Here is a 12,503-nt window from a genome sequence, read left to right as displayed (position 1 = left end):
GCGGCGGTGCGGTGCCGTTCCGGCAGGTCGTCGTGCATGTCCTGGGCGATGCGGGCCCGTTCCCGCAGCCGGGTCCGGTCGGCGACGATGGGCTGCTCGCGCTCCAGTTGGGCGGCGCGGTCCATCCCGGGGCGGAGAGTTCGCGGGCCTGGCGGAGGTAGCGCCCGGCGAGCCAAGGGAAGACGGCCCCGAAGACAGGGTCCCCATGAGGATGAGCCACTCACCACGGGGTCCACGCCGCGTACGACGATCTTGGCTGTGCCGAGCGCGCCCGGCGGAAGCCGCCGTGGCAAGGCGGCAGGTAGACGTCCGCGCGGTGGAAGCAGGCTTCGGGCCGGGCGAGAGGCACGCTTCGGGCCGGGCGAGAGGCACGCTTCGGGCCGCGTGTGGGGGAGGAAACGGCCCCGCCTGGCCCGCCCCCCGGTGGGCCCGTGGCAGGATCGTCATGCCATGACTGCGCCCACGAAGCCCATGCCAATGTCAGACAGCCCCGAGCCCGCCGGCGAGGCCCTGCACGGTCCCGTCATCGCCTGGTTCGACGCGAACGCGCGCGACCTGCCGTGGCGTCGGCCCGACGCCGGGCCCTGGGGCGTGATGGTCAGCGAGTTCATGCTGCAGCAGACGCCGGTGAACCGCGTCCTGCCCGTGTACGAGCAGTGGATCGCCCGCTGGCCCCGCCCCGCCGACCTCGCCAAGGAAGCCCCGGGTGAGGCCGTCCGCGCCTGGGGACGCCTCGGCTACCCCCGCCGGGCGCTCCGCCTGCACGGCGCCGCCGTCGCCATAACGGAACGGCACGGCGGCGACGTACCGGCCAAGCACGCGCAGCTCCTCGCGCTGCCCGGCATCGGCGAGTACACCGCCGCGGCCGTGGCGTCGTTCGCGTACGGGCAGCGGCACGCGGTGCTCGACACCAACGTGCGCCGCGTCTTCGCACGCGCCGTGACCGGCGTCCAGTACCCGCCCAACGCCACCACCGCCGCCGAGCGCAAGCTGGCCCGCGCCCTCCTCCCCGAGGATGAGCGCACGGCATCCCGCTGGGCCGCCGCGTCCATGGAGCTCGGCGCCCTCGTCTGCACCGCCAAGAACGAGAGTTGTGGACGATGCCCCATCGCCGCGCAGTGCGCGTGGCAGGGCGCCGGGAAGCCGGCGCATCAGGGGCCGGCCCGCCGGGGTCAGACGTACGCGGGCACGGACCGCCAAGTCCGCGGCAAGCTGCTCGCGGTGCTCCGCGAGGCCGTCGCCCCCGTGCCGCAGGCGGCGCTCGACCGGGTGTGGGACGAGCCCGTGCAGCGGGCCCGCGCCTTGGACGGACTCGTCTCCGACGGTCTCGTGGAGCCGCTCCCCGACGGGCTCTACCGGCTCCCCCTGACCTAGCTTTACGCCTCGCCTACTTCTGTTACACAACCGACGGAAGGCCGTGCGCCCCCCGCTGGCTGCTCCGCACAGCCTCGTGACAACGCCTCCGTAGCTTCATAGCCGTACCGCACAAGCAGCGGTGGTCGGTGAACGGAGGCGGTTGGGTATGGCGCACGGCGAGGTGCTCGAGTTCGAGGAGTACGTCCGCACTCGGCAGGACGCCCTGCTGCGCAGTGCCCGGCGCCTGGTCCCCGACCCCGTGGACGCCCAGGACCTGCTCCAGACGGCGCTCGTGCGGACGTACGGCCGCTGGGACGGCATAGCCGACAAGCGGCTCGCGGACGCCTATCTGCGCCGCGTCATGATCAACACGCGTACGGAGTGGTGGCGGGCCCGCAAGCTCGAGGAGGTCCCCACCGAGCAGCTGCCCGACGCCCGCGTGGAGGACTCCACGGAGCAGCACGCCGACCGTGCCCTCCTGATGGACATCATGAAGGTGCTCGCCCCCAAGCAGCGCAGCGTCGTCGTGCTGCGACACTGGGAGCAGATGTCCACAGAGGAGACGGCCGCGGCACTCGGCATGTCCGCGGGAACGGTCAAGAGCACCCTGCACCGGGCGCTCGCCCGGCTCCGCCAGGAGCTGGAGAGCCGGGACCGCGCGGAGCCCGCCACCGGCGCGCTCGAACGTGAGGAGCGGGAGCGTTGCGCGGCCTAAGCACCCGGGCTTGCAGGACGACCGGCAGGACGATGAGGGCGGGGAGCGCGGCAGGGGTCGCGCTCGCCGCCATCGGCCTTTTGCTCACCGCCTGCTCGACCGGCGGCTCCGGCGCCCGCGACGAGGGTCCCGGCAACCGCGGCGAGACGGTGATGACCCCCTCGCCGTCCCCGACGCCGTCGACGACGTCCGCGCCCTCGCCGCCCTCCAGCCTGGAGGCGGTGCAGCTCGTCAAGGACGACCCGAAGGTGAGCCGGACGGTCAAGCGTGACCTGAAGCCCTGCGTCGCCGACGAGTACCCGGTCGACGTCTCGTACGGCAGCCTGACCGGAGGGACCGCGTCCGATGTCGTCGTGAACATCATGACCTGCGGCGATGCGGTCGGCACCAGCAGTTACGTGTATCGCGCCGAGGGCAAGAAGTACGAGAATGTCTTCCAGGACGAGGAGCCGCCGGTCTATGCGGAGATCGACCGGGGCGACCTGGTGGTGACCAAGCAGGTGTACGAGAAGGGTGACCCGGTGTCGTATCCCTCCGGCGAGGAAGTCATCACGTACCGCTGGTCCTCGAACCACTTCACCGAGACGGACCGCACCCGCAGTCACTACAGCAGCGCGGCCGGCGGCGACGCACCCGCTCCGACGGAGAACTGAGAGCAGCCGATGGCAGAGCACACCCATGTCCTGTTCGTCGAGGACGACGACGTCATCCGCGAGGCGACGCAGCTCGCGCTCGAACGGGACGGCTTCGTCGTCACCGCGATGCCCGACGGCCTGAAGGGCCTTGAGGCCTTCCGCGCCGACCGCCCCGACATCGCGCTGCTCGACGTGATGGTGCCGGGGCTCGACGGCGTCTCGCTGTGCCGCCGCATCCGCGACGAGTCGACGGTTCCGGTGATCATGCTCTCGGCGCGTGCCGACTCCATCGACGTGGTGCTCGGCCTGGAGGCCGGGGCCGACGACTACGTGACCAAGCCCTTCGACGGCGCCGTCCTGGTCGCCAGGATCCGCGCCGTCCTGCGCCGCTTCGGGCACGCGAGCGGACCCGACTCGGGGGCGCCCGTCGGCGGCGAGGGCGGTTCGCCGGACGGTGGTGTGCTGCACTTCGGCGACCTGGAGATCGACACGGAGGGCATGGAGGTCCGCAAGGACGGCGCCCCGGTGGCGCTGACGCCGACCGAGATGCGCCTGCTGCTCGAGTTCTCGTCCGCGCCCGGCACGGTGCTCTCCCGCGACAAGCTCCTGGAGCGCGTGTGGGACTACGGCTGGGGCGGTGACACCCGCGTCGTCGACGTGCACGTGCAGCGGCTGCGCACGAAGGTGGGCCAGGACCGGATCGAGACGGTCCGCGGCTTCGGCTACAAGCTCAAGGCGTGAGCCGACCGCATGACTGAGATCAACCACGTCACGTGGCTCGCAGGCGTGGCGCATCCCGGGGGACACATATGAGCGGGGGGACGGCGGCCGGGCTGCGCGCCCGTCTGCGCACGAGGCTGGGCTCCGGCCTGCGCACCGGCGTGCGCTGGAAGATCAGCGCGGCGATCGCGCTGGTCGGCGCGCTCGTCGCGGTGGCGCTGAGCCTGGTCGTGCACAACGCGGCACGCGTATCGATGCTCGACAACGCGCGCGACGTGCAGGACGAGCGGATCCTGTACGCCCAGCGGATCTACGAGACGTCCGGGCGCACGGGTCAGTTCGGCATGAAGATCGACGACCCGGAGATGCCCAAGGACCTCCTGGCGAAGGTGCTCGCCGGACGTCGCGCGACGTACGTGGAGGACCACGAGGGCGGTGTGCCGGACATCTGGGCGGCGGTGCCGCTGAGCGACGGCCACATCCTGTCGCTGCACACCCGCTTCACCGACCGCAGCGCCACCGTCATGAAGGACCTGGACCAGGCCCTGGTCATCGGCTCCATCTCGGTCGTCTTCGGCGGCTGCGCGCTCGGGGTGCTCATCGGCGGCCAGCTCTCGCGGCGCCTGCGCAAGGCGGCGACCGCGGCGCAGGAGGTCGCCCAGGGCCGGACGGACGTGAGCGTACGGGACGCCATCGGCGGCGTCGTACGCGATGAGACCGATGACCTCGCGCGGTCGGTGGACGCGATGGCGGACGCGCTCAAGCAGCGCCTTGAGGCGGAGCGGCGGGTGACGGCGGACATCGCGCACGAGCTGCGTACGCCGGTGACCGGCCTGCTCACGGCGGCCGAACTGCTTCCGCCGGGCCGCCCGACCGAGCTGGTCAGGGACCGGGCGCAGGCGATGCGCACGCTGGTCGAGGACGTGCTCGAAGTGGCGCGGCTGGACAGCGCGGCCGAGCGGGCCGAGCTGCAGGACCTGATGCTCGGCGAGTTCGTGACGCGGCGGATCGCGGTGCTGAACTCGGACGTGAGCGTGACGGTGGTGCACGAGTCGGAGGTGACCACCGACCCGCGCCGCCTGGAGCGCATCCTCGGCAACCTCCTCGCCAACGCGGCCAAGCACGGCAAGCCGCCGGTCGAGGTCAGCGTCGAGGGCCGCGTGGTGCGGGTGCGCGACCACGGCCCCGGGTTCCCCGCGGGTCTCCTGGAGGAGGGCCCGAGCCGCTTCCGCACCGGCAGCACGGACCGCGCGGGCGTCGGCCACGGCCTGGGCCTGACGATCGCGGCGGGCCAGGCGCGGGTGCTCGGCGCGCGGCTCACGTTCCGCAACGTGACGCCCGCGGGCGCGGCCCCGCAGGACCCGGCGGAGGGCGCGGTGGCAGTCCTCTGGCTCCCGGAACACGCCCCCACCAACACGGGCAGCTTCCCGATCCTGCGACTGCCGGACAAGTAGAAGCGCCCCAAAGGGGCGCGGGGAACTGCGCGACAAGCCACAACGCGCCTGTACGTAGATCCAAACGACAGCGGGCCCCGGCGCCGTCAAGGCACCGGGACCCGTTCACAGCCGGGTGGAACGCAGGTCAGACAGCCTCTGCAACCGCTTCCCGCGCCCCAGGAGCGGCGTCCCCGGCCGCGCCCCCGGCCGGCTTCCCGTCCCCGGATCCGGAGTCCTTGGGCTCGGAGTCCTTGGCCTCCCCGGAGCCGGCGTCCTTGGGCTCGGAGTCCTTCGGCCCGGCTCCCCGCAGGGGAACCTCCTTGACGAAGAACGCCGCGATCAGCGCCGCGACCCCGACGATCGCGCCCAGCAGGAACGCCGAGTGCGTACCGGCGGACACCGCGTGCTGATACGCGCCCGCCACCGCGTCCGGCAGCTTCTCCAGGCTCTTCGCGTCCAGCTGCGCCGACTGCTCGGTGACCTTGCCGCCGAGATCCCCGGCGCGCGAGGCCATCGTGTCCTCGACCCGGCTGTTGAAGAGCGCCCCCATGATCGCGACGCCGAACGACGAACCGAGCGTACGGAAGAGCGTGGCCGAGGACGACGCGACGCCCATGTCCTTCATCTCGACGCTGTTCTGCGCGACCAGCATGGTGATCTGCATCAGGCAGCCCATGCCCGCACCGAGCACCGCCATGTAGACGCCCGACATGAACCGCGTGGTGTCGGTGTCCATCGTGGACAGCAGGAAGAGCCCGAGGACCATCAGTACGGTGCCGGCGATCGGGAAGATCTTGTACTTGCCGGTGGAGGTGGTGAACCGGCCCGAGAAGAACGAGACGACCATCATCGAGAGCAGCATCGGAAGCAGCAGCAACCCGGAGTTGGTGGCCGAGGCGCCCTGCACCGCCTGCTGGTAGAGCGGCAGGAACAGCATCGCGCCGAACATCACGAATCCGGTGAGGAAGCCGATCACCGACATGAGCGTGAAGTTGAGGCTGCGGAAGATGTGCAGCGGCAGGATCGGCTCGGCGGCCTTCTTCTGCACGATGACGAAGCTGATGAGCGAGACGACGCCGATCGCGATGAGTTCCATGATCACGGTCGAGGACCAGGCGTACTCCGTGCCGCCCCAGGTGGTGACGAGCACGAGCGCGCTGATGCCCACGGTGAGCAGCGCCGCACCGAGGTAGTCGATGCGCCCCTCCGCCTTCTTCTTCGGCAGGTGCAGCACGGCGGTGACCATGGCGAGCGCGACGGCGCCGAGCGGCAGGTTGATGTAGAAGGCCCAGCGCCAGCCGAGGTGGTCGGTGATGGTGCCACCGACGAGCGGTCCGCCGATCATGGCCACCGCCATGACGCCGGTCATCATGCCCATGTACTTGCCGCGCTCCCGCGGCGTGACGAGCTCACCGATGATCGCCATGACGCCGACCATCAGACCGCCCGCGCCGAGCCCCTGGACGGCACGGAAGCCGATCAGCTGGCCCATGTCCTGCGCCATTCCGCTGAGCACGGAACCGAGCAGGAAGATCACTATGGAGGTGAGGAAGACGCCCTTGCGCCCGTACATGTCGCCGAGCTTGCCCCAGATGGGCGTCGAGGCGGCGGTCGCGAGCATGTACGCGGTGACGACCCACGACAGGTGCTCCATGCCGCCGAGGTCACCGACGATCGTCGGCATCGCGGGGCTGACGATCATGTTGTCGAGCATCGCGAGCAGGATGGTGACCATCAGCGCCATCATCACGACGCGCACACTGCGCGGCTGAGGCGATTCCTTCGCCTGCTCCCCCGGCTTTGTCTCTGTCTCGGCCATGTTCCCCACTCCCCGGTTGCCCCGACTGCGTAGTGCTGTCCGCTGCGTATTGCTGTCCGTCGCCACTTACTTGCCGACCGGCAAGCTGACTACACTGGGGGAAACTAGACCCCCAACTAGCCGGGCGTCAAGTAAGTAAAATCGGGTCCAAGGATTCGAGCCGAGGGAGCCAGGGAGCAAGAGATGGTCACGGGCAAGCAGCAGCGCCGCGGGGACACCCGCCAGCGCATCCAGGACGTGGCCCTCGAACTCTTCGCCGAGCAGGGGTACGAGAAGACGTCACTGCGCGAGATCGCGGAACATCTGGACGTCACGAAGGCGGCGCTCTACTACCACTTCAAGACCAAGGAAGACATCCTCACCAGCATCTTCGAGGACATGACCCGGCCCATCGACGAGCTGATGGAGTGGGGCAAGGGACAGCCGCGCACGCTGGAGACGAAGCGGACGATCCTGACCCGCTACAGCGAGATCCTCAAGGGAGCGGCGCCGCTCTTCCGCTTCATGCAGGAGAACCAGGCGACGATGCGGGACCTGAAGACGGGCGAGACCTTCAAGGACCGCATGCTCGGTCTGCTCGACATCCTCAGGGAGCCGGGTACGCCGATGACGACGCAGGTGCGCTGCTTCAGCGCGCTGTTCACGATGCACGGCGGGATGTTCGTGCTCAAGGACGTCGAAGGCGACCCCGAGGAGAAGCGCAAGGCCATCCTCGAGGTCGCCATCGATCTGGTGACCCAGGCGCACGAAGGCGCCTAGACACGTGCTCGTCAGACGTTGACGCCGTTCGAGCGCAGGAACGCGACCGGGTCGACGGCCGAGCCGTAGTTCGGGGTCGTACGGATCTCGAAGTGCAGGTGCGGGCCGCTGGAGTTACCGGTGTTGCCGGAGGCGGCGATGTGCTGGCCGGTGCCGACACTCTGGCCGACGCGGACGTCGATCTTCGACAGGTGCGCGTACTGCGAGAACGTGCCGTTGTCGTGCTTGATCACGATGGCGTTGCCGTACGCGGGACCGTCACCGGCGCCGTTGCCGCCGGCCTTGACGACGGTGCCGTTGTGCACGGCCTCGACGGAGGTGCCGATCGACACGGCGAAGTCCTGGCCGGAGTGCTTGCTGGACCACATGTTGCCGCCGAGCCCGAAGGACGCGGAGAGCGTGTACTTGTCGACCGGGTCCTGCCAGCCCGCTGCCTTCTTGGCGGCGGCCTGCTTGGCCTTGGTGGCGGCCTGCTGAGCCTTGGACGCGGCCTTGGCCTGCGCGTCGGCCTGCGCGGCTATCGAGTTGGCGGAGACGCCGGGCAGCGCGCCGCTCTTGGCGTCGGCGGCGGCGGCGATCCCGGTACCGAGAACGGCCGAGGCGCCGAGCCCGGCGGCGGCGACGGTGATGACGGCCGTCCGCGTACGGAGCAGGGACAGGCCGGACTGGGTGGACGTGGCGCGCTTCGACATGGCGGATGACCTCCGGGATGGGGAGCGTGTACGTGACACCGCCGCTGTCGCTGCGAGGCACGTGGGACACAAAGGGACCCGGCACACACGCTTCGCTGCGTTCCGCCGGGGCCTCACCTTGGTAACCCGCACCCCGCCCCCTGCTCAAACCCCCCATCTACTACCGAATGCCGTAGCCAGCCACCCCTCTTTCGACCCCTTGACACCGACAAATTCCGACAATTCCCCCTTCAACCATCTGCCGGAATTGACGCTCGGAGTCAGGTTTAACCCCACTTCGAAAGGGCACCTCGGGCCAGCACTGGCACGTCCCGCGGGTGGACCCTCCCGACGCGCCCAAGGTCCCGCGGGTTGCGTGCCGAAGGTCCCGACCACCCCTCCCGGCGGTACCACTATTCCGCCTAGTACCGGACAAAACGCCTGTGCGTCATGTCACCGGCCCCCGAGATCCACAACCTCCCGAATGTGACCGGCGCTACGCTGCGGCGCATGGATCCCGCGGCCATAGGCTCCGTCACCCGACTCGCGTCGAGCGTCGTCACACCCCTGGTCAAGCGCCTTTTCGTACGGGAGGGGCCGGGCGCGGGACTGGTCGAGAACCCCGTCCGCCTCTCGGGGCTCGTGTCCTTCCGGGGCGAGAAGCGGAAGCTGACCGACAAGGACCTGGCGCGGCTCGCGGCGGAGCTGGTGCGCCAGGCCGTACGGGCCTCCGGCGAGAGCGCCGTCCCCGCCGACGAGGAACAGGCCGTGGTCGACGCGCTCGCCCGCACCCTGCACGCGCTGGGCGACCTCACCTTGACGGACGTCCAGGCGGTCGAGCTCGGCCACAACGCCCTCGCCCTGCGCCTGCGCCGGGCGAGCGGCAACCCCGACCGTGACCTGTCCGCCGACGCGGCGTACTTCTACGACCGCCTGCTCGACACGACGTGCCTGCACATCCTGCACTTCTTCACGCAACGCTCGGCCTTCGTGGCCCGGACCCTGGTGGAACAGAGCCGCCGCCAGTCGGAACTGATCACCAAGATCGACGAACTGATCGCCCGCAATCCCCTGCCCGGGGCGGAGGACGTGGCCTTCGAGCAGCGGTATCTCGCGTACGTCGCGAAGAAGCACGGGAAGCTGACGATCTTCGGGATCGATCTGACCCGCACACCGGGGAAGTGGCCGCTGGATGCGGCGTACATGTCGCTGGAGGCTACGGACCGGGCACAGGCCGCGCGTCTGACCTACTCGCCCGGGTACGCCGAAGGTCTGTGGGACGCGCCGACCGCCCCCACCCCCCGCCCCGCCGACCAGTCACTGGCCGAGCACGACCGGGTACTCCTGCGCGGCGAGGCGGGCTCCGGCAAGACGACCCTCGTCCAGTGGCTCGCGGTCAGCTCCGCGCGCCCCGCCCCGGACGACGACCGCATGACGTACCTCTACGACCGCATCCCCTACGTCCTGCCCCTCCGCACCCTCACCCGGCACGGCGAGCGCCTTCCCGCCCCCGCGGACTTCCTCTCGGCGGTCGGGTCCCCGCTGGCCGGCACGCAGCCCAAGGGCTGGGAGTCCCGCGTGCTGACGGCGGGCCGCGCCCTGATCCTGGTGGACGGCATCGACGAGATCCCGGAGTCGGAGCGCGCCCGCACGCGGGCGTGGCTGACGGACCTCATCGACGCCCACCCGGGCAACCGCTGGCTGGTGACGTCACGGCCATCGGCGGTACGGGAGGACTGGCTGGCCGAGGAGGGCTTCACGGAGCTGACCCTCTCCGCCATGGGCCGTAAGGAGGTCGCCACCTTCATCAGCCGCTGGCACGGGGCGGCCGCGACCGGTGTACCGGAGGAGGATGACGCGCTGGCCTCGTACGAGGCACAGCTCCTGCGAGCCGTGTCCGCCAAGCCCGACCTGGGCCAACTGGCGACCAACCCCCTGATGTGCGGCCTGATCTGCGCCCTGCACCGCGACCGCAGGGGATTCCTGCCGCTGAGCCGCAAGGATCTCTACACCCATGCGCTGTCCATGCTGCTCGTCCGCCGTGACCGAGAGCGCGACATGGGAATCCCCGAGGTGCGCGAGGAGCCGCAGCTCCAGGTGCTGCAGCGCCTCGCGTACTGGCTGATCCGCAACGGCCGTACGGAGATGGATCGCTCGCGTGCCACGACGGTCATCGCCGATGCCCTGCCGTCGGTCCCGGAACTGACCGACCTCGGCGACGCGCAGGCGGTGTACGCGCACTTCCTCCACCGCAGCGGGCTGCTCCGCGAACCGGCCCCCGGAACGGTCGACTTCATCCACCGCACCTTCCAGGACTTCCTGGGGGCGCGAGCCGTGGTGGACGAAGGGGACTTCGGCCTTCTGGTGCGGCAGGCCGCGGACGACCAGTGGGCGGACGTCATCCGGATGGCCGTGGCGCAGGCGCGCCCACGTGAACGGGCAGAAATCTTCCGCGACTTGATCGAACTGGGCGACGCGCACACCGACGTACGGGCACAGACCAAGATCCATCTGATGGCGGCGGCCTGCCTGGAGCACGCGGCGGAGCTGGCGCCGGATGTGCGGCGGGAGGTGGAGCGGCGGACTGCGGCGCTCATCCCGCCGCGCAGCACCAAAGAGGCGCGCGAACTGGCAGCGGTCGGGCCCATGGTCCTCGATCTGCTGCCGGGTCCGGACGCCCTGAGCGAGGACGAGGCCCGCCACGTGGCGGTGACCGCGACGCACGTCGCGTCGGACGCGGCGATCCCGTTCCTCGCGCGGCTCGCGCGACACCCTTCCCAGCAGGTGCGCAGTCAGCTCATGTGGGGCTGGGGCAGATATGAGGCCCGCCCCTACGCGGAACAGGTCATCACCCGGCTCGACGACGGCAGAACGCACTTCACGCTCCTGAGCGACGCCCAGGTCAGGGAGCTCGAACGGCTGGGGCTGCGGCCGAAGCATCTGGACATCCGCGACTCGGTTTCCCCCGAGGCCGCGTCGAGACTGATCGCGTCCTGCACACCCACCTCGTTGGCCCTGGAGATTCCCCCCGACCGGCTCACACCCGAGGCGCTCGACGGTCTGCGGTGCCTGCAGTCGCTCCGCTTCCTCGACCTCTCCCTTGCTGCCGAGTCGTGGAGTCTCGCGCCCATCCCGGCCGAGGCTCCGCTGCGTACGCTCGGGGTCGTCGGCAGTTGGTACGGACTCATCGACGCACACCGCATGCGCCGTTGGCGGGAGTTGACCTGGCTCATCTTCGGTACGGACGGCGGCCCGAGCACCGCGGCCGACTGGCAGACACTCGAAGACCTCCCCCGGCTCGAACGCCTGAGCCTGACGCCTTCCGTACTCACCCACGCGATTCCGCCGCTGCGTCTGCCGGCCGTCAAGGAACTGATACTGACCAGCACCAACGGCTGGCGCGGCGCGACATCCCACCTGGCGGAGATCTTCCCGGCGGTCACCCGCCTGCAGGTGGTCACGCGACCGGGCGAGGAGACGATGGACCTGAGCGCCGTGGCACTGCCACCGACCCTCCGGCACGTGATCGTCCCGGACTTCCAGGTGAGCGGCCTCGACGCGATCCCGGCCGGGGTCGAGGTCGACATCTACCCGGCCTCCGTCGACTGAGCTGAAACCACAGCGGTCAGGCGGCTTACGACGCGCCGCCCTGGCCCGCGCTGCCGATCGGGCCGACCTTGACCGAGGAGCCCGTGCCATCGCTGACGGGCAGCGTGGCGGCGCCCGGCCACTCCAGGGAGTACGACTTCGTCTCACCGGGAGGCGTCACCACGAGGCCCGTGACACGGACACCGGAGCCGCCCGTGTCGTTCATCGGGTAGCTGACGTAGAAGGACACCGACTCCCCGCCCGTGAGGACCATCGGCTCGGCGGGCTTCCCCTCACGCGTGGGGGACAGATCCCCCGCGTTGGTCTTCAGGTCGATGCCCGCGAACCCGGAGAGGAGGCAGCCCCGGTCGCCGGGGTTCTTGAAGGTCACCGCGACCGAACCCTTGTCGTCACCGTCGATGGTGCTGTCCGAGGCCGAGATGTCGAGGTCATCCGTACGGCACTTCTCGGCCCGCTCGACGTTGCCCGCACCGCTCCCGGCCGCAGTGCCCTGCCCACCGGAGGTCTTGCCGGCCGAGTCCTTCCCGCCGCCCTGCTCCGTGCCGCCCGAGCCGGAACCGCTCTGCTCCGACCCGCCGCCCGACGATGACGCGCTGGAGGCGGCCGAGGGGTCACCCTGCCCCGTGACGTCATCGCCGTTGCAGGCGGTGAGCGAGAGGCTCGCGGCGACGGTCAGGGCCGCGGCGGCGATGCGGAGAGTACGGCGGCGAGCGGCGTCGGTGGTGTTGGAACGCATGGCGGGATCCCCTGTATGTAGTCGGTGGCGTCCCCTCCTCGGGAACA

Annotated in this window: 10 protein-coding genes; 7 read left to right on the top strand and 3 right to left on the bottom strand. The window is 70.4% G+C overall.

All coding sequences use genetic code 11. From position 1 onward, the window contains the following. Window positions 1–450 precede the first annotated feature (450 nt). The 5 genes from ACWGIH_RS22510 to cseC all read left to right on the top strand — a co-directional run bounded on the left by ACWGIH_RS22510 (window position 451) and on the right by cseC (window position 4,880). Entirely contained in the window at window positions 451–1,374 is a 924-nt protein-coding gene (locus ACWGIH_RS22510) for an A/G-specific adenine glycosylase (RefSeq protein ID WP_453444727.1), read from the top strand. 148 nt (window positions 1,375–1,522) lie between these two features. Continuing rightward, a complete protein-coding gene (locus tag ACWGIH_RS22505; protein ID WP_453444725.1) occupies window positions 1,523–2,071 on the top strand; it encodes a SigE family RNA polymerase sigma factor in 549 nt (182 codons plus the stop codon). Between the two features lie 32 nt (window positions 2,072–2,103). Beyond that, window positions 2,104–2,724, top strand: a complete 621-nt coding sequence (locus tag ACWGIH_RS22500) for a hypothetical protein (protein WP_453444724.1) — start codon at window positions 2,104–2,106, stop codon at window positions 2,722–2,724. Window positions 2,725–2,733: 9 nt separating this feature from the next. Continuing rightward, window positions 2,734–3,447, top strand: a complete 714-nt coding sequence (cseB, locus tag ACWGIH_RS22495; RefSeq protein ID WP_453444723.1) for a two-component system response regulator CseB — start codon at window positions 2,734–2,736, stop codon at window positions 3,445–3,447. Between the two features lie 68 nt (window positions 3,448–3,515). Further along, window positions 3,516–4,880, top strand: coding sequence for a two-component system sensor histidine kinase CseC (gene cseC, locus ACWGIH_RS22490; RefSeq protein ID WP_453444721.1), 1,365 nt, complete (start codon window positions 3,516–3,518; stop codon window positions 4,878–4,880). Between the two features lie 127 nt (window positions 4,881–5,007). Here cseC and ACWGIH_RS22485 read toward each other — a convergent pair whose 3' ends face one another. Continuing rightward, window positions 5,008–6,681, bottom strand: a complete 1,674-nt coding sequence (locus tag ACWGIH_RS22485) for an MDR family MFS transporter (protein ID WP_453444720.1) — start codon at window positions 6,679–6,681, stop codon at window positions 5,008–5,010. 183 nt (window positions 6,682–6,864) lie between these two features. Between ACWGIH_RS22485 and ACWGIH_RS22480 the strand changes: the two genes are divergently transcribed. Continuing rightward, the gene (locus tag ACWGIH_RS22480; RefSeq protein WP_453444719.1) at window positions 6,865–7,440 is read left to right on the top strand and encodes a TetR/AcrR family transcriptional regulator; all 576 of its coding nucleotides are present in this window, start codon (window positions 6,865–6,867) and stop codon (window positions 7,438–7,440) included. Window positions 7,441–7,451: 11 nt separating this feature from the next. Here the strand turns inward: ACWGIH_RS22480 and ACWGIH_RS22475 are convergent, their stop codons facing one another. Next, window positions 7,452–8,132: a M23 family metallopeptidase gene (locus tag ACWGIH_RS22475; RefSeq protein ID WP_453444718.1), complete on the bottom strand. Its 681-nt coding sequence runs from the start codon at window positions 8,130–8,132 to the stop codon at window positions 7,452–7,454. 489 nt (window positions 8,133–8,621) lie between these two features. Here ACWGIH_RS22475 and ACWGIH_RS22470 point away from each other — a divergent pair, with 489 nt between their 5' ends. After that, window positions 8,622–11,720 carry an NACHT domain-containing protein gene (locus tag ACWGIH_RS22470; protein ID WP_453444716.1) on the top strand — a complete coding sequence of 1,033 codons (3,099 nt, stop codon included), beginning with the start codon at window positions 8,622–8,624 and terminating at the stop codon, window positions 11,718–11,720. A 25-nt stretch (window positions 11,721–11,745) separates the two neighbouring features. On the opposite strand, the gene ACWGIH_RS22465 is transcribed toward ACWGIH_RS22470, so the two are convergent. Continuing rightward, window positions 11,746–12,456: a DUF4232 domain-containing protein gene (locus tag ACWGIH_RS22465; RefSeq protein WP_453444715.1), complete on the bottom strand. Its 711-nt coding sequence runs from the start codon at window positions 12,454–12,456 to the stop codon at window positions 11,746–11,748. Window positions 12,457–12,503: the final 47 nt, after the last annotated feature.

The organism is Streptomyces sp. NPDC054872 (assembly GCF_053610705.1).
The sequence above is the reverse complement of the archived record's forward strand: the minus strand, read 5'-3'. Positions and strand labels throughout refer to the sequence as shown.